Source organism: Halomonas sp. KAO (assembly GCF_015595025.1).
Lineage (GTDB): Bacteria > Pseudomonadota > Gammaproteobacteria > Pseudomonadales > Halomonadaceae > Halomonas.
In genome coordinates this window covers 190,238-208,024 of record NZ_JADNRL010000010.1, presented here as the reverse complement: position 1 = coordinate 208,024, position 17,787 = coordinate 190,238, and the positions used below count along the sequence as shown (strand labels likewise).

At 62.6% G+C, this 17,787-nt stretch carries 12 protein-coding genes; 5 read left to right on the top strand and 7 right to left on the bottom strand.

Going from position 1 to position 17,787, the window contains the following annotated elements; all coding sequences use genetic code 11:
* Nucleotides 1-97: 97 nt before the first annotated feature.
* From IOC61_RS04880 to IOC61_RS04870, 3 genes are all read right to left on the bottom strand, one after another.
* Nucleotides 98-1,195 carry a transporter gene (locus IOC61_RS04880; RefSeq protein ID WP_195687744.1) on the bottom strand — a complete coding sequence of 366 codons (1,098 nt, stop codon included), beginning with the start codon at nucleotides 1,193-1,195 and terminating at the stop codon, nucleotides 98-100.
* A 21-nt stretch (nucleotides 1,196-1,216) separates the two neighbouring features.
* Nucleotides 1,217-2,587, bottom strand: coding sequence for a sigma-54 interaction domain-containing protein (locus tag IOC61_RS04875; RefSeq protein ID WP_195687802.1), 1,371 nt, complete (start codon nucleotides 2,585-2,587; stop codon nucleotides 1,217-1,219).
* 453 nt (nucleotides 2,588-3,040) lie between these two features.
* Entirely contained in the window at nucleotides 3,041-3,772 is a 732-nt protein-coding gene (locus IOC61_RS04870) for a murein L,D-transpeptidase catalytic domain family protein (RefSeq protein ID WP_420706330.1), read from the bottom strand.
* Nucleotides 3,773-3,886: 114 nt separating this feature from the next.
* Between IOC61_RS04870 and IOC61_RS04865 the strand changes: the two genes are divergently transcribed.
* A complete protein-coding gene (locus IOC61_RS04865; protein ID WP_195687743.1) occupies nucleotides 3,887-5,473 on the top strand; it encodes a L,D-transpeptidase family protein in 1,587 nt (528 codons plus the stop codon).
* Between the two features lie 209 nt (nucleotides 5,474-5,682).
* Here the strand turns inward: IOC61_RS04865 and IOC61_RS04860 are convergent, their stop codons facing one another.
* The 3 genes from IOC61_RS04860 to IOC61_RS04850 all read right to left on the bottom strand — a co-directional run bounded on the left by IOC61_RS04860 (nucleotide 5,683) and on the right by IOC61_RS04850 (nucleotide 10,509).
* Nucleotides 5,683-7,530 (bottom strand): ABC transporter ATP-binding protein, encoded by a 1,848-nt coding sequence (locus tag IOC61_RS04860; RefSeq protein ID WP_311430481.1) that lies wholly within the window; start codon nucleotides 7,528-7,530, stop codon nucleotides 5,683-5,685.
* Nucleotides 7,531-7,612: 82 nt separating this feature from the next.
* Entirely contained in the window at nucleotides 7,613-9,412 is a 1,800-nt protein-coding gene (locus IOC61_RS04855; RefSeq protein ID WP_195687741.1) for a peptidoglycan DD-metalloendopeptidase family protein, read from the bottom strand.
* A 227-nt stretch (nucleotides 9,413-9,639) separates the two neighbouring features.
* Nucleotides 9,640-10,509 carry a pirin family protein gene (locus tag IOC61_RS04850; protein WP_195687740.1) on the bottom strand — a complete coding sequence of 290 codons (870 nt, stop codon included), beginning with the start codon at nucleotides 10,507-10,509 and terminating at the stop codon, nucleotides 9,640-9,642.
* A 100-nt stretch (nucleotides 10,510-10,609) separates the two neighbouring features.
* On the opposite strand from IOC61_RS04850, the gene IOC61_RS04845 reads away from it, so the two are divergent.
* The 4 genes from IOC61_RS04845 to IOC61_RS04830 all read left to right on the top strand — a co-directional run bounded on the left by IOC61_RS04845 (nucleotide 10,610) and on the right by IOC61_RS04830 (nucleotide 15,654).
* A complete protein-coding gene (locus tag IOC61_RS04845; RefSeq protein WP_195687739.1) occupies nucleotides 10,610-11,506 on the top strand; it encodes a LysR family transcriptional regulator in 897 nt (298 codons plus the stop codon).
* 133 nt (nucleotides 11,507-11,639) lie between these two features.
* A complete protein-coding gene (locus IOC61_RS04840) occupies nucleotides 11,640-12,647 on the top strand; it encodes a glutathione S-transferase family protein (protein ID WP_195687738.1) in 1,008 nt (335 codons plus the stop codon).
* Between the two features lie 251 nt (nucleotides 12,648-12,898).
* Nucleotides 12,899-13,774, top strand: a complete 876-nt coding sequence (gene hslO, locus IOC61_RS04835; RefSeq protein WP_195687737.1) for an Hsp33 family molecular chaperone HslO — start codon at nucleotides 12,899-12,901, stop codon at nucleotides 13,772-13,774.
* A gap of 326 nt (nucleotides 13,775-14,100) precedes the next feature.
* A complete protein-coding gene (locus IOC61_RS04830) occupies nucleotides 14,101-15,654 on the top strand; it encodes a phosphoenolpyruvate carboxykinase (RefSeq protein WP_195687736.1) in 1,554 nt (517 codons plus the stop codon).
* 197 nt (nucleotides 15,655-15,851) lie between these two features.
* Here the strand turns inward: IOC61_RS04830 and IOC61_RS04825 are convergent, their stop codons facing one another.
* Nucleotides 15,852-17,561, bottom strand: coding sequence for an AMP-binding protein (locus IOC61_RS04825; protein WP_195687735.1), 1,710 nt, complete (start codon nucleotides 17,559-17,561; stop codon nucleotides 15,852-15,854).
* Between the last annotated feature and the right edge of the window lie 226 nt (nucleotides 17,562-17,787).

Here is a 17,787-nt window from a genome sequence, read left to right as displayed (position 1 = left end):
TCTCACTCTTTTATATCTGTTACGTGTCTCTGGTCTCTGGTCTCTGGTCTCTGGTCTCTGGTCTCTGGTCTCTTGGCGTCGTGCTACGCGCGCCAGCCTAGAATACATTCATGCCGATGGGCATGCGAAACGTCAAGGTGGTGTCCGGGGCATCCTCGGTGATGCCAAGCTCGAGCCCGACATTGATATTGACATCGGGGTTGAGCGAGTAATTCCAGCCCAGCAGGAGGGAGCCGACGTTCAATGTCTGTGACTGTACCGAGGTGGTGGTACCAGTGTCGATATTGACATAGTCGGTCTTGGTCTTGCCGATAAAGTCATTCTTGTAGCCCAGCGTAAAGGACGTGCGAGGATTGATCGAGTAGGCCATGCCGAAGCTGAGACGAACGGCATCGCCCGGGTCGACGTCGCCGACAACGACATTGAGTGGGCCTGCATCATTCTCACCGGATAAGTTCTGGTTTACGTTGTCTTCCAGATGAAAGACATAGCCCAGGTTGGCGAAGTAGACCGCCGGTGCCGAGGGCAGCAGCATGGTGATGCTTGGCTCGATCGAGTGAAAGCCTGTGCCGGTTGAGAGCTCCAACGGATTACCTTCGCTGTTGCGGTCAATATCGAAGGGACCGTTACCGGTGGTGGTCTTGTATCGAAGGTTACCGATAAAGAAGGGCATGCCATTCTGCCCACGGTTCAGCTGATAGTGGGCGGCCAGTTCGATATCGCCCAGGCCGTCGCCGGAGAGTTCTCGGTCGAGGCTGAAGACATCATCCTCGCCATCCTCGATGGGAACATTGACCCTCTCGTTCTCGTCCCGGTAGACATAGGGCACCTTCATCTCGAGCTCCAGCCGATCGGTAACGCCCAGGCGGCCGGTCAGCGAAGCGGTATAGTTGTCGCGATCGACGTCCTGAGCCGTGAATACTCCGATCAGCAGTGTGCTGAGCACACTGACCCCTTCGAAGGTCATTCGATTGATGCTTTCGTGGGAATACTGGAACTCGGGCTCGAGTATCAGACGCCCACGTGGGGTGAGTACACCGCCATACTCCGCTATGGACTGCACATTGAACTGCGGTTCAGGCTCCGGCGGTTGCTGGCCGACAGGCTGAACAGCCTCCTGGGCCAGCAGGGGGGACGCACTGATGAACAGGAGGGGGGTTGTGACGCCGATAAGTACACGCTGATATGGGATCATGAGTGCATTTCCTGTGGTGGGTTAGGCTCGGCTATCGAGCGGTCGAGGAACGCAGTGCTTGTCTATCAGGCGGTACAGGGTGGCTCGAGAGATGCCAAGATCCTGTGCAGCGTGGAGAGCATGGTTCCTGTTACGAGCCAGTGCGGCAGCAATGGCCTCGCGTTCGGCACAGTTCCGAATATCCTCCAGGGAGGGGCGTGTTCTAATGACATTCTTTCGCCTTTCCAGGCCAAGGTCATCGGGCGTGATAAGGCGCTCCTCACACATCACCATGGCGCGACGGATCCGGTTGACAAGCTCTCGTACATTGCCCGGCCAGTGATGCTGACGCATGGTGACGAGACTGTCATGATTGAAGCCACGTACTCGGTATGGTGACTCGGCCCGAAACTTCTGGAAGTAGTGAGTTGCCAGGGCCTCAATATCCTCTGGCCGTTCGCGTAACGGCGGCATCCTGGCCTGCAGGACATTGATGCGATGATAGAGGTCCTCGCGAAAGTCACCTGATCGTATGGCTTGTTCAAGATCGACATGGGTCGCGGCGAGTATCCTGACATCCACCGCTATCTCATGCAGGCTGCCCAGCCGCTGGATACGGTGGTCTTCCAGGAATCGCAGCAGGTTTACCTGAAGCTCCATCGGTAGATCGCCGATCTCGTCGAGAAATAGAGTGCCTCCCGATGCCGACTCGATGATCCCCACCTTGCACTTGCCTGCACCTGTGAAAGCCCCTTTCTCATGTCCGAAGAGTTCAGACTGGATTAGGCCAGCAGGCAGAGCGCCGCAGTTAATGGCGTTGAAGGGCCCTCCATGCCTGGGTGAGTGCTCATGAATCAGTCTTGCCGTCAGCTCCTTTCCAGTACCAGATTCACCAGTGATCAACACCGGTGCGTCCACCAGGGCAATTTTTTCTATATCCTTGAGCAGTTTATGGATAGCATGAGACCTGCCGATCATTTCCCCTTTACAGCCAGGTGCAGCCGAGAAGTCGCAGGCCCCGGAGTGTGTTGCCAGTACCTCTGAAATGGTGAGGGAGCTCTCCAACACATGGTTGGCTTTATCGGGGTTCAAGGGCAGGATAAGGTAGGCATGGCAGTGCCTGGCGATAAATGCACGAGCTTGGTACTCCTGCAAATCATCAGCGCCTAGGAGGGCTACCCATAGGGTGCATGGTACCAGGCTGAGCAGCCTCTCCAGTTCGAGGGAAGGCATGGTGTAGGATGGCTCCATTACCACAATTCCGAGTGGCGGGGGAGATGTAAGAAGGAGCCGTTTGGCTTCTACCAGGCAGCTGGTACGTTGAAATTGCCATGAATATTGCTTCAGTGATAGCGCCGCGCTGGCCGTCAGGCGCTGGTCACCTATCATTAGAACATGGCGAGATTTATCCATCATCACCCTTTAGATGTTGCTTGTTATTTATTATTTGATACTGATCGCCTAGGCGATCAGTATCACCGGCCATGGGGGGCTTGTTCCCATATTGCTTAGCATTACCAAGGCTAAGCGCTTCTCACTCTCAAAATGTCGCTATTTGGTGTCAGGGTCTGGCAGTGGTTAGGCCCAATGATGTTGGAATCGTAGAATAGAGAAAGTGTTGTTGGTAGATTGATTTTTGTAAAGGTTTAGGACTAAAAGGTTGCTTTGTGTGTTTGTCAGCGCGGCAGGAGATGCCAGCGTCCGGTCGATTTCTTGCCGGCCTTGCCTCCGGTTAGTCGCAGGCCCTAGTTGGATTAGCCTCAACTCATACCCCAAGCATCAACCATGGCTAACAAGCTCCATAGAGCTTAGCCAATGCTCGTTGCTACTGCTTCTTTCAATTTCCGTTAGCCGCAACGGCTAATGCTAATCGTGTGACTGCATGGCCAGCTGTCTCACTCGATCGCGGTTGCAGTCGAGGTAGGTGGAGCTCGCCAGCCACTCCGGGTCGGGATAGTAGGCGAACAGGTACTGCTCTTCCTTGAGGCTGTCGATCAGCGGGTAGGTGATTTCCTGACGAACGGCTGGGCATCCCAGGCTGCGGCCCAGGCGCCCGGTCTGTTCGATAAAGGACTCGCTGACATAGTCGGCGCCATGCATCACGATGGCGCGATCGAAGGCCAGGTGATTGACGCCGGGCTCGAGACCCTCGAGGCGTAGCGAATAGCCGTTGCGTCCGTAGTAGGTGTTCATGGTGCGAAACAGCCCGAGACTCGACTGGTGGCTCTCCGGAGTGTTCGAGAAACGCGATGCCAGCGCATCACCGGAGCCGCGACCATGTGAGACGAACTCTTCGAAGAGCAGTTTCTTGCGACGCAGGTCGAAGACCCACAGGCGGGGCTCGCTGGAGGGCAGGGAGTAATCGATCACCGCCAGACGCTCGGCATCGGGATCGGCGCACGACAGGGCGTTGGCGGCCAGCGAGAGCACCTCGCGGTTGGCATTCGGTGCCAGGCGAGTCAGGGTTCGAGTCAGGGGGTCGACATTCACTAATCCGGGGGTATGAGCCTGGGCGATGGGCGTGCCAGCAAAGGTGCAGGCGCTGGCTATCAGGCTGCTTGCACAGAGCAGCCAGGCGGCAAGGGTTGATCGCATCATCACTTCGACTCTATTGGTTTCTCGCTATGATGTAAGGGCGAGCCAGGTTCATCAAATTAGCTATTAGTGATATTGGGGGGGGTGAACATGCCGCGACCTGTCGCGATAGCTGCGATGACGCTGATCATCATGCTGGTGTCCGGCATGGTGATGGGGGAGCCGTCGACGCCGCAGGAGCGCAGGATGACCGCGGTGGAGCAGGCCCTGGTGCCGCGGGGTGGAAGCCTGGAAGCCTTCTATACGGCGCGCGCGTTCCAGCCGGCCTGGACGCGAGAGGAGCAGGTGAAGGGGCTGGTCGAGGCCTTGCAGGGGGTGGCCCGTGATGGCCTGGATCCTGCTGACTACGGCGCCGACCGCCTACTGGCAGAGTATCGCCAGGCTCTGGCCAGCGATGAGCTTGCCCAGGCACGCTTCGATATCCGGGCGACCCGAGCCCTGTATGCGGCGCTGCGTCATCTCCATCATGGCAAGGTGGACCCGCACAGCATCGACCCGCAGTGGGAAGTGCCCATCAATGAGCGGCTGCCGCCTCTGGAGAGGGTCACCCACGCGGTGGAAGCCGGGCGGGTCGCGGCACTGCTCGACTCGGCGCGTCCGGCCTATGCCCCCTATGAGCGGCTACGCCAGGGGCTGGCCCGGTATCGGAATATCCAGCGCCTGGGGGGCTGGCCCATGCTGCCCGAGGGCGGGCCAGCACTGAGGCGTGGCGTGACTCATCCGGATGTGGCGATCCTGCGCGATCGCCTGGCCCAGATCGGGGAGCTGGAGGTCATGGCGGCAGACACCTCGATCCTGCCCGCGGCCAAACTGGAAGCGCCGGATCCGCAGCGCTTCGATGCCGCGCTTGAGGCGGCGGTAAGGCGTTTCCAGGACCGCCACCTGCTGGAAATGGATGGTGTCGTTGGCCCGCGTACCCGGGAGGCCCTGAATGTGCCGGTAGGCAGGCGCATCGACCAGATCCGTCTCAACCTCGAGCGCGCACGCTGGCTGATGCACGGCCTGCCCAATGCATTCGTGCTGGTGGATATCGCCGGCTACCGTGTCAGCTATTTTCGTCCCAATGGGGATGTCTGGCGGTCACGTATCGTGGTGGGCCAGCCCTACCGACGGACGCCCTCGTTGCGTTCTGAGATCACCCATCTGACCGTCAACCCGACCTGGACGGTGCCCCCGACCATCCTGCGCGAGGACGTGATTCCCAGCGTGCGCCGAGACCCGAGCTACCTGGCTCGGCGCAATATGCAGGTACTGACGCCATCGGGACGGCGACTCAGCCCGAGCCAGGTCGACTGGTCGAACCCGGGTAGCGTGATGATTCGTCAGGCCGCGGGACCGGGCAATGCACTGGGTCAGGTGGTGGTCCGATTTCCCAACGACCATCTCGTCTATCTGCACGATACTCCTGCCAAGGGGCTGTTCGCCCGCCAGCGGCGTGCCTTCAGTTCGGGGTGTATCCGAGTGCAGGGGGTGCTGCAGCTCGCTCAGCTGCTGTTCGACGATACCGGCAGCGATCGCGACCTTCGCGCCCTGCTGGCGAGTAGCCGTACCCGCAATGTGCCACTGGCCGAGCCGGTACCGATCATCCTGCACTACTGGACGGTGCATCCGGACGCGGGCGGGCGGATGGTCTTCCGGCCCGATATTTACGCGCGTGACGACGCCCTGCTGCGTGCACTGGACCGCCCGCTGGCATCCTTGTAGGTGTCATCGGTGATGGCCAGCTGCGCCACCGCCAATCGCTTATCAGCCGATCGCTGGATCGCCCGATAAATCGGGCTCCTACGGCGGGCTATGGCATCTGCTCTCGTAGAACAATCGCCCGATAAATCGGGCTCCTACGGCGCGCGATGGCAGCGACTTTCCTCGTAGGAGCGCGATTTATCGCGCGATAGGAGATAAGCGCTAGGGGCTTATTCATAGCCCTTGGCCTGGAGCCTGAACAGTCTGGCATAGCGGCCGTTGGCGGCCATCAGACTGGCGTGGTCGCCCTGTTCGAGGATCTCGCCGCCGTCGATGACCAGAATCTGGTCGGCGGCGCGCACCGTGGAGAAACGATGGGAGATGAGGATGGTCATCTTGCCCTGGCTATGATCGCGAAAGTCGGCGTAAACGGCCGCTTCGGCGGCGGCGTCCATGGCCGCGGTGGGCTCGTCGAGTACCAGGATATCGGCACTCTGGCGCATATAGGCCCGCGCCAGGGCGATCTTCTGCCACTGGCCGCCGGAGAGTTCCTGGCCCCCCTTGAACCAGCGTCCCAGCTGGGTGTGGTAGCCATCTGGCATGGTGGTGATGAAATCGTCGGCCAGCCCGCGGCGGGCGGCTTCCTGCCAGCGTGTCTCGTCCTCGAAGGCGGCTACATCGCCGGCCCCGAGGTTCTCGCCGACCTTCATCTGATAGCGTACGAAGTCCTGGAAGATGACCCCGATGCGTCGGCGAAGCGTCTGGACGTCCCATTCGCGCAGGTCGTTGCCATCGAGCAGAATTCGCCCCGCGCTCGGCTCATAGAGGCGGGTCAGCAGCTTGATCAAGGTAGTCTTGCCCGAGCCATTCGCGCCCACCAGCGCCAGGCTCTGGTTGGGACGAAGATGCAGCGAAATGCCTGAAAGGGCGGGCTTTTCGGCGCCGGGGTAGGTAAAGCTCACGCTCTCGAAGCGAATGCCGTCGCCAGGGCGGGAGCCCGTGGTCAGGCTGCCCGCCTCCGGGGCCACCGGCTGCTCCAGGTACTCGTAGAGGTTGGAGAGGTAGAGGTTGTCCTCGTACATGCCGCTGATCGAGGTCAGGCTTGCCGAGAGCGCCGCCTGTCCCTGCTTGAAGACCATCAGGTACATGGTCATCTGGCCCAGGCTCAGCGAGCCGGTGATGGTCTCCACCACGACCCAGGCGTAGGCGCCGTAGAAGGCCAGGGTACCGAGCAGGCCGAGCGCGAAGCCCCAGCTCTCTCGGCGCAGGGTGAGGCGACGGTCCTCGGCGTAGAGGGTGTCGAAGATCTTCCGGTAGCGCTCCAGCAGCAGCGGCTCCAGGCCGAACAGCTTCACCTCCTTGATGCTGTCCTCACGGGCCAGCACGGTCTCCAGGTACATCTGCATGCGGGTCTGGGGCGAGCGCCAGCGGAACAGCCGGAAGGCATCGCCGGAGAACTTGGCCTCGGAGATAAACACCGGCAGTGCCCCGATCACCAGCACCAGCAATGCCCAGGGGGAAAACTGCACCAGCAGGACGCCGAAGCTGACCAGCGAAATGCCGTTCTGGGCCAGGGCGAAGGTCTTGTTGACCAGCCCCAGGGGGCGGGTCGAGGCCTCACGACGGGCTCGGGTGAGCTTGTCATAGAACTCAGAGTCCTCGAACTGTGCCAGGCTAAGGGTGCCGGCCTTCTCGAGGATCATCACATTGACCTTCTGACCGAGCAGGGCTCGCAGCAGTGACTGCTGAGCGGAGAGCGCTCGTTGCGCCAGGGCGATGGCGGCGATCACCCCGCCTTCGGCGAGCACGTAGCGCAGCACCGGCCACCACGCCACGCTGCCCGTCTCGGCATGCTGCTCCATGGCGGCCACCACGGCATCGACGATCAGCTGACCGAGCCAGGCCGCCACCGCCGGCAGTACGCCGGCCACCAGGGTGGCAATCGCCAGGCCCACGGTGAGGCCCCGGGAGGTCTGCCACACCAGGACGAGCGCGCGACGGCTATAGCGAAATACGCCCAGAAAGGCCGCCAGGCGGTTTTCAGGAGGCGGAGCGGGGCGGGTTGAGCGCGATGACACGAGGCTCTCCGTAAGGCGGAAACGTAAGGCGCCCCGCACGAGGGCGGGGCGCTGTGGAGCAGCGGGGGCAGAGCAGGCGCGGTCAGCCCTCGTTGGACTCCTTCTTGGCATCACGCTCGCCGGTGCTGGCGACGACCGGGTCGATCTCCCCGGACTGCAGGGCGGCAAGCAGCGGTTCGGCTTCACGCTGGAAGGCCACCAGGCGGTCGCCCGAGAGGCTTCGGTTCTCCGGCAGCTTGACCTGCATGGCATCGACCTGGTTGTCGTTGACCAGCACCTCGTAATGCAGGTGAGGTCCGGTGCTGCGGCCGCTGTTGCCTGAGAGGGCGATACGCTGCCCCATGGTCACGCGTTCGCCGCTACGGACCAGCGGCCTGGAGAGGTGCAGGTAGCGAGTGCGATAGCCATTGTCGTGGCGGATCACGATGTAACGGCCGGCCGCGTAGTGGCTGCGCACCGACTCGACCACGCCGTCGGAGGGGGCGGTGACCGGTGTGCCGATCGGCATGGCGAAGTCGGTGCCCTTGTGCGGGCTGATGCGCCCGGTCACCGGATGCTTGCGACGCGGATTGAAGTTGGAGCTCAGCCGGTAACGCCCCTCGAAGGGGTAGCGGCTGAAGGCGGGGTCGAGGCTTTCCCCTTCCGGGGTGTAGAAGTTGTTGTCAGCGCTATTGCGAACCAGCGTCAGGTTGGTGCGCTCCCCCTCATACTGAACCGCCAGGACGCGTGGGTCGAAGCTTTCCCCATTGATCACGTCGGATTCGACCAGCACCTGAAAGCGGTCGCCGCGACGGGTGTCGCGGCGGAAGTCGAGTTTCTTGCCGAGGACATGGACCAGTCGCGAGACCTCGGCGCTCGAGAGGCCGGTGGCCTGAGCCGAACGGGTAAAGCTGCCGCTGACGGTACCGGCAAACAGCCGCTGGGCGGCCTCGCCGGTGTGTTCGATGCTGGCGACCTCGAAGGCTCCCCCGTCCCGCTCTGCCACGAAGCCGCTGCGGGCATCGCGCATCATGCGCAGCGAGATCAGCTTGCCATCCTCGTCCAGCTTGTAGTCGAGCCGGCTGCCGACCCGCCAGCGCTCGAGCATGTCACGGTCGGGTAGCTGCTCGAGCAGTGCCAGGGCCTCGCTGTAGCCCAATCCCAGATGTTGCTGGGCCATGCGCGTGAAGGCATCGCCGGGCTCCACGGTGTAGGTTTCCCACTCCGGGACATAGGGCTCGCGAGCGGCGATTTCACGCTCGAGCAGCACCGCTCCATCGTCGAGCAGGGTCAGCTCACTTTCGGGAATATCCTCGTAGGAGGTGGCATCCGCCACCAGGCTGCCGTCGTGATCGAGCATGCCGCTGCCGATGGTGCCGACAAGCGTGGCGATATGCACGGCGCCGCGGTCCAGCGTCTTGGCGTCAGGAGCGGCGATCTCCGTAGCCGCCATTATTGCCTGTTCGTTCAAGGAGCTTCTGGCCGGGGTCCTGGCCATCAACGGTGGACGCTCGCCTGGCGGCGTCGTGCCGTCGCTGAGACGAGCCAGCAGGGGCGGTGCCGTATCGGCGCTGCCGGCATTGGCCTTGTCGACCAGCTCCAGGTCAACCACCTCGCTGACCTTCAACTGGGTAATAGGCACACGCTGTCGTGTGGCATCCAGCGCCTGGTTGGCCATCTCGATGGCGTCTCCGACGGGGCCGCGCTGAAGGTTCAGCGAGGGCAGTCGGGAGTTGGCATCGGCGTCGAGGGGAATGATGACGGTCTCCAGCGACCGAGAGTCGCGCTGGAGATCCTGGTAGGTGGTGAGGATCTTCTGTGTGCCCAGCACGGTGACCATGGTGGCGACCGGTAACAGCAATAGCTTATGCGCGCGGGGCAGCGAATGTAGGACTCGCAGCATGGGTAAATAGCCGGTGAAAAGAGAGACAAGGTGAAAAAAGTCCTACGAACGATAGCGCATGACCGGGGTGTTGCCTAGGCTGTATGCATACACAGCAATGCTGCCCCGAGTGACCTTTTATCAGTGTCACGGGGGAGAAAAGAGGAGGTGAACGCTGTTTGTTAACTACCTATTGGAACCAAGCCGGCGGGGGATTGCAACCCCGGCCGGCCGTTTTCGGACGGTACTCAGGTCGTACCGTCGACAAGGGTACCATCGCGATAATCCTGCACCGCCTGGTCAAGTTCGTGCTGATGATTCATCACGAAGGGGCCATAGTGAGCGATAGGTTCGTTATGGGGGGTGCCCGCCAGCAGCAGTGCCTCGGCGCCCTCTGTACTGGTCAGTTCCAGACGGTTGCCGTCCCCCAGTTGCGCTAGCTGGCCCGCCGGTACCCGGGTCTTACCGACGTCAAGCTCGCCTGCGAATACATAAACCAGCAGGGTTGGCGTCTCGATGTCGAGTATCAGCTCGCTGTTCGCATCCAGGCGGACATGCGCCACGCTCGATTGCCCGGCCAGGGCGTCCAGGGACCCCGTGATGGATTCACCGTCGCTGCGCTGCCAGTGCCCCCCTAGGGCCACCAGCTCGCTGCCGCCCTGGGCGTCACCCGGATTGCTCAGGCGTGGCATCTCGTGGTTGCGCACATCGCGGTAGGTGGGCGCGCTCATCTTCTCGCTGGCGGCCAGGTTGATCCACAGCTGGAAAGCGTGCAGCCCCTGCTGGTCGGTGAGCGGCATCTCGGAGTGGATAATACCGCGACCGGTATGCATCCACTGGGCATCGCCGGCGTGGATGGTGCTGGTGTGGCCCAGGTGGTCTTCGTGAGTCAGACCACCGTGGATCACATAGGTCAGGGTCTGCATGCCGCGGTGGGGGTGAGGTGGAAAGCCGCCGATATAGTCGTCGGCTCGCTCGGAACCCAGCTCGTCAAGCATCAGGAACGGATCCAGGCTGCCACCGAAGTCGTGGATGCGACGAATCTTGACGGCATTGCCGTCCTGGCTGGGTTGGCTCGACTGCAGCTGTTGAACCTGGCGAACTACCGGAGAATTCATGTCATGCCCTCGTGGCAGTGAGTGTCATGGCTGGCATTCTAGGTCGTTTTTATCGAAAATTAAGTGCATGTTTTCGCTTTATTGATTCGAGGAGATCGAAATGTCCCGTGTCACCCTGACCCAGTGGCAAATGTTGGCGGCAGTCGTCGATCATGGCGGTTTCGCGCGTGCCGCCGACGCCATCCACAAGAGTCCCTCCACCCTCAATCATGCGGTCCACAAGCTTGAGGAGCAGCTGGGGGTCCAGGTCCTCGAGCCGGCCGGGCGCCGGGTGCGCTTGACCGAGGCCGGCGCGATGCTGTTGCGGCGAGCGCGACAGCTGATCGAGAGTGCCGAAGCCCTGGAGGAGGTGGCGGGCAGCCTTGCCGAAGGGCTCGAGGCCGAGGTGGTGCTGGCGGTGGACCAGGTGTTTCCCCCCGACGCTCTGGCCAGCGCCCTGGCGACCTTCTCCGAGACCTACCCCCATGTGCGCGTGCAGCTTCATGAGACGGTGCTCAACGGCGGCATCGAGATGCTTTACGACGGCAGTGCCGACCTGGTGATCTCGGGGGTCGCCGCTCAGGGGTTTCTGGGCGAGCCACTGGCCAGCGTACGCTTCGTGGCAGTGGCCCATCCAGACCACCCGCTGCATCGGCTGGAGCGGCCGCTGGATCTGCGCGACCTGGTGCAGCATCGCCAGCTGGTGGTGCGTGACTCGGCACTACGCCAGGCCATGGATGAGGGGTGGCTCAAGGCCGAGCAGCGCTGGACCCTGAGCCATCTGGAGACCTCCATCGACATGGTGGAGCGCGGTCTCGGCTTCGCCTGGCTGCCCGAGACACGAATCCGTCAGGCACTCGATGCCGGGCGTCTTGTCCCGCTTCCGCTTACCGCCGGCGGCATCCGCGAGACCCCAGTGCAGCTCATCCATCGTGACCGCGATCGTGCCGGACCGGCGACCCGGGTGCTGGCCGAGGCCCTGGCGACAGAGGTGCAGGGTGACATGAGTGCAGGGTGACTCAGTCGAGATAATTTTCGATTTTATCGAATAAAAATGCCCATAATATGCGATGGATAATCGACGGATTGATACTATGCTGGGGTGAAATCACCAACCGGCGGCATCTACCGTCTTATCGAGGAGGACTTCCATGGGACTGTTGATCGACGGCAAATGGCACGACCAGTGGTACGACACCGACAAGCACGGCGGCGAATTCGTCCGGGAATCCGCGCAGCTTCGCGACTGGGTCACCCGTGACAGTGAGAACGGTCCCGATGGGCAGCCGGGGCTGCCTGCCGAGGCGGGGCGCTACCACCTCTATGTCTCGCTGGCCTGCCCTTGGGCTCATCGGGTAATGATCATGCGCAAGCTGAAAGGTCTCGAGGATCTTGTCGGCCTCTCCCACGTCAGCCCGCTGATGCTCGATCAGGGCTGGACCTATCATCAAGATGAGGGGTCGAGTGGCGACCCGATCAACGGCGTGGCCTATCACCGTGAGCTCTATACGCTGACCGACCCCCACTACACCGGCCGGGTCACGGTGCCGGCACTGTGGGACAAGCAGGCAGGGCGAATCGTCAACAACGAATCGGCCGAACTGCTGCGCATGCTCAACGGCGCCTTCGATGAGCTCACCGGCAATCGCCTGGACTTCTACCCGGCCGATCTGCGCGAGACCATCGATGCGATCAATGCCGATGTCTATGACCATATCAACAACGGCGTCTACAAGTCGGGCTTCGCCACCGATCAGCGGGTCTACGAGAAGCACGTGGTGGCCCTCTTCGAAGCGCTGGATCGCATGGAGGCACGCCTGGCAGAGCATCGCTATCTGGCCGGTGAGTGGCTTACCGAGGCCGATATTCGCCTGTTCACCACCCTGGTGCGCTTCGATGCCGTCTATCATGGACACTTCAAGTGCAACCTGCGGCGCATCGAGGACTACCCCAATCTCTCCCACTGCCTGCGCGAGATCTACCAGTGGCCGGGGGTGAAGGAGACGGTAAACTTCGATCATATCAAGCGTCACTACTACTACAGTCACGAGACCATCAACCCCACCCGAATCGTGCCCCATGGCCCCGTTCTGGACCTGGAACGCCCCCACGACCGCGAGCGCCTGCCGGGGCAGGGTGTGCGGACCAAGCACTCTTGAGGAGAAGGCATGCGCCGCAGGACTATCGCAGTTACCGGAATTAAGGGGCGCTGGGGACAAGCCGAAGTGGAGGTCCTATGCCAGGGATGGCATCGGTAGCGTACAGGGAGGTATTCACAGCGCCTCCTCGAAGGCTTGTCGCCAGATAAGCCCCGAGCTACAAACTATCTCCGATAGCTTTGCTCCTCGTCGGAAAAGCGGCGAGCCTTTTTGCTAGAATGCCCCCAACTTCCCGACCCGATACGAGACCCATGACCGACCAGATCCAGCGCTTCCTGTTCGACAACACCAATGTGCGCGGCGAGCTCGTGACTCTCGAGCAGGCCTACGCCGAGGTTCTCGACCGCCACGACTACCCCGCCGCAGTGAATCGCCTGCTCGGCGAGCTGCTCGCCGCGGTGGCCCTGCTGACCGACACCGTCAAGCTCGATGGTACCCTGAGCATCGAGGTGCGCGGCAACGGCGCCCTGGCGCTGCTGATGGCCGAGTCCAACCCGGGTGGGGAGCTTCGCGCCATTGCCCGCATGGCCGAGGACGCGACGGCCGTCGATGAGCAGTCCGGGTTCCGCGAGCTGGTGGGAGAGGGGCAGATCATGATCACCCTGGACCCCCGGGAAGGGCACCGTTACCAGGGCATCGTCGCCCTGGATCGCGATAGCCTGGCCGACTGCCTGGCCGACTACTTCGCTCAGTCAGAGCAGCTGCCCACTCGGCTGTGGCTGGCCGCCGATGGGCGGGGTGCCGGTGGCCTGCTGCTGCAGCGCATGCCTGACGAGTCGCAGAACCAGGATGTCGACGCCTGGGAGCGTACCGTGCACCTGGCCGCAACCGTCAAGGATGAGGAGCTGTTGCACCTCGCCCCCGAGGAGATTCTTCAGCGTCTCTATCACGAGGAGACGGTGCGGGTATTCGACCCCAAGGCGCTGCGCTTCGGCTGCACCTGCTCCCGGGAGCGTATCGCCGATGCCCTGGTGGGCCTGGGCGCCCAGGAGCTGCGCGAGGTGCTGGCGGAGCAGGGCGGCATCGAGACCCAGTGTCACTTCTGTCATACCCGTTACGCCTTCTCCATCGAGGAGGTCGAGGCGCTGCTGACCGAAGGCGACGAGCCGCCCCCGGTGGTGCACTAGCCGCCTGATGAGGCCGTTGCTCGCGAAGGGATGCGCCGGCAGCGGCTCGAACCTGGAAGTCTCCGAGCTCCCCTGGCATGCCGATGCTGCGATGCAGTGTCGGCGTGTAGCGAAATTTCTTCATGTTGTAGAAAAACTACATGAATTTCGCCTAAAAAGGGCGTTTCCCGCCGAGATGCTTTTTGCCATAATGGCGCCGCCTTTCAGAGGCGATCAAGACCAGTAGACGGGTAACCGCACGGCGTGATCGTCACAGCCCCCTTGCTCTTCGCGTCACCGCCGACGCCAGGCACACGAGAGAATCGGCCGACGGCCCAGGAAACGACATGACCACACCTCAAGCTTCTCACGCTCACGTCAACCTCAGCAGCGCCGAACTGATCGAACGGTCGGTGTCCAGCGGCGAAGGCCGGCTGGCCGCCAATGGTGCCCTGGTGGTGAGCACCGGCGTTCGTACAGGTCGCTCGCCCAAGGATCGCTATATCGTTGACGAGCCGACCACCAGCGCGAAGATCGACTGGGGCAGTGTCAATCGTCCCTTCGATGCCGAGAAGTTTACCGCGCTCTGGGAGCGCGTCGAGGCGTACCTGACCGGCAAGGAGCACTATGTCTCCGAGCTGCATGTAGGCAGTGATCCGGACTACTACCTGCCGGCTCGAGTGCAGACCGAAACTGCCTGGCAGAACCTGTTTGGCCGCACCATGTTCGTTCGCCCCGAGGCCTACAACCCCTCCGCCAAGGAGGAGTGGACCATCCTCAATGCCGCCGGCTTCGAGTGTGATCCGGCTCGTGACGGCACCAACTCCGATGGCTGCGTGATCATCAACTTCGCCGAGAAGAAGGTGCTGATCGCCGGCATGCGTTATGCCGGCGAGATGAAGAAGGCGATGTTCTCCGTGCAGAACTTCCTGCTGCCGGGCTTCGACGTGCTGCCGATGCACTGCTCCGCCAACGTCGGCGAGGATGGCGAGACCTGCCTGTTCTTCGGCCTCTCCGGCACCGGCAAGACCACGCTCTCCGCCGATCAGGCGCGCTACCTGATCGGGGATGACGAGCACGCCTGGGGGCCGGGCACCGTCTTCAACCTCGAGGGTGGCTGCTACGCCAAGTGCATCGACCTCTCCGAGAAGAACGAGCCGGTGATCTGGAACGCCATCAAGTTCGGTACCGTGCTGGAGAATGTGGTCCTCAACGACCGTCGCGAGCCCGACTACGCCGACGACAGCCTGACCCAGAACTCGCGTGCCGCCTATCCGCTGGAGCACGTCGAGAAGCGGGTACCCGAGAACCGCGCCGGCGAGCCCAATGCCATCGTCTTCCTGACCTGCGACATGTCCGGCGTGCTGCCCCCGGTCTCGGTGCTCTCCAAGGAGGCCGCGGCCTATCACTTCCTCTCCGGCTACACCGCCAAGGTAGGCTCCACCGAGATGGGCTCCTCCGAGGGGCTGTCCGCCACCTTCTCCACCTGCTTCGGCGCACCCTTCTTCCCGCGTCCGGCGCGCGAGTATGCCGATCTGCTGATCAAGCGTGTGGCCGAGAAGGATGCCCAGGTCTATCTGGTCAACACCGGCTGGACCGGGGGTGCCTATGGCGAGGGCGGTGCGCGCTTCTCGATCCCGACGACCCGCGCCATCATCAGCGCCATCCAGACCGGTATCCTGCGCGAGGTCGAGACCCAGCATCTCGACGGCCTCAATCTCGATGTGCCCACCGCGGTACCGGGAGTCGACTCCAGCCTGCTCAACCCGCGCGACACCTGGGAAGACAAGGATGCCTACGACCGTCAGCGCCAGGAGCTGGCCGCCAAGTTCGTCGACAACTTCAAGAAGTTCGAGGGAGTCAGCGACGAGATCGTCAAGGCCGGCCCCAGCCTGACCTGATCGCATCGCCAGGGCCTGCTTGCGGCTCGATGTCATGACCAACAGGAACCCGGCACCGCCAAGGCGGTACCGGGTTTTTCATATGGGTGGGCGCCCATTGTTGGCATGTCGGGCCATGGCACCCACCTCGTAGGAGCGCGATTTATCGGTGGTCCGACACCTCGGCGATAAATCGCCTCCTACCGATATCCGATGACTCAGCCCCTGAGATCCGGGAAGTCTCCCTCCAGAAACTCCATTTCACCGCGCTGGTCGCTGGCCTTGTCGGCTTCGGCCTGACGCAGTTCAACACGACGGATCTTGCCCGAGATCGTCTTGGGCAGGTCGGCGAATTCCAGCCGCCGGATGCGCTTGTAGGGCGCCAGGCGCTCGCGGGTGAAGGCGAAGATATCCCGGGCCAGCTCGGCGCTGGGCTCATGGCCGGCGGCGGGAATGATATAGGCCTTGGGTACCGAGGTGCGCACCGGGTCCGGACTCGGCACGATGGCCGCTTCCCCTACCGCCGGGTGCTCGATCAGCACGCTCTCCAGTTCGAAGGGACTGATGCGGTAGTCGGAGGCCTTGAAGACATCGTCGGCCCGGCCCACGTAGGTGATATAGCCCTGCTCATCGATGCTGGCGACATCGCCGGTGCGATAGTAGCCCCCCTGCATGGCGGCGGCGGTGCGCTCCGGGTCGTTGGCATAGCCCACCATCAGGCCGGCGGGACGATCCTCGCCCAGCGCCAGGGCGACCTCCCCTTCGCCGGCCGGCTTGCCCTCGGCGTCGAGCATCGCCACCCGGTAACCGGGCAGCGGTCGGCCCATGGAGCCCGACTTGAGGGGCTGGCCGGGGGAGTTGCCGATCTGGGCGGTGGTCTCGGTCTGGCCGAAGCCGTCGCGAATGGTCAGCCCCCAGGCCCGACGCACCTGCTCGATGACCTCGGGATTGAGCGGCTCGCCGGCGGCGACCGCCTCGCGCAGGGCGACCCGGTGGGCCGCCAGATCCTGCTGGATCAGCAGGCGCCAGACGGTGGGCGGGGCGCACAGGGTGGTGATCTCGTAGCGTACCAGCACATCGAGCAGGGCGGGGGCATCGAAGCGGCTGTAGTTGTACAGGAAGACGCAGGCGCCGGCGTTCCAGGGCGCGAAGAAGCAGCTCCAGGCGTGCTTGGCCCAGCCGGGAGAGCTGATATTGAGATGGCGATCCCCCGGCGTCAGGCCGATCCAGTAAAGGGTCGAGAGGTGTCCTACCGGGTAGGACTGGTGCGTATGGGTCACCAGCTTGGGCTGCGAGGTGGTGCCGGAAGTGAAGTAGAGCAGCATGGGGTCGTCGGCCGGCGTCGGGCCGTCGGGCGTGAAGGCGTTGCTGTTCTGGTGTGAGTCGGCGAAATCATGCCAGCCCGAGGCGGCGCCCCCCACCGCGACACGCGTCAGGCCCGGATGTTGACCCTCGAACTTCTCGAGGTGCTCCGAGCCGATGACCAAATGCTTGACCTCGCCGCGGGCGATGCGGTCGTCGAGATCCTCGGCGGTCAGCATGGGGGTGGCGGGAATGATCACGGCACCCAGCTTGATGGCGGCCAGCATCACCTCCCATAGCGGTACCTCGTTGCCCAGCATCAGCAGCGCTCGCTCGCCGCGTCTCACTCCAAGCGAACGCAGCCAGTTGGCGACCTGGTTGGAGCGGCTGGCCAGTTCGGCGAAGCTCAGGCGTACCTCGCGGCCATCCTCCTCGACGATCCACAGCGCCGGGTCGTCGTTGTCGCGGGCCATGACATCGAAGTAGTCCAGCGCCCAGTTGAATTCGGTGAAGCGGGGCCAGCGGAAGTCTCTGCAGGCGGTGGTGTAGTCCTCGCGGTGCTCGATCAGGAAGTCGCGGGCGGCAAGAAAGCTGGCAAGGTTGGATGCGCTGTCGGCGGTCGGCATGACACGGCTCCTTTATTGTGATGGTTGAGCTGTAGTGATGGTTGAGCTGTCGTGGTGTGGACGATGGTGCTTGTCGTTGTTTTGGTGCATCGACCTGGTGCATCGATGATGATGCCTCGAAGGGTAACTCCCCCTCGGTGAGTCGGTGCTTTCCTAAGACGTCTCAAGAATCTAGCCGGATTCGATGCCGGCTGTCCAAGAACCAAGCGAACGCTAGGACTAAAGT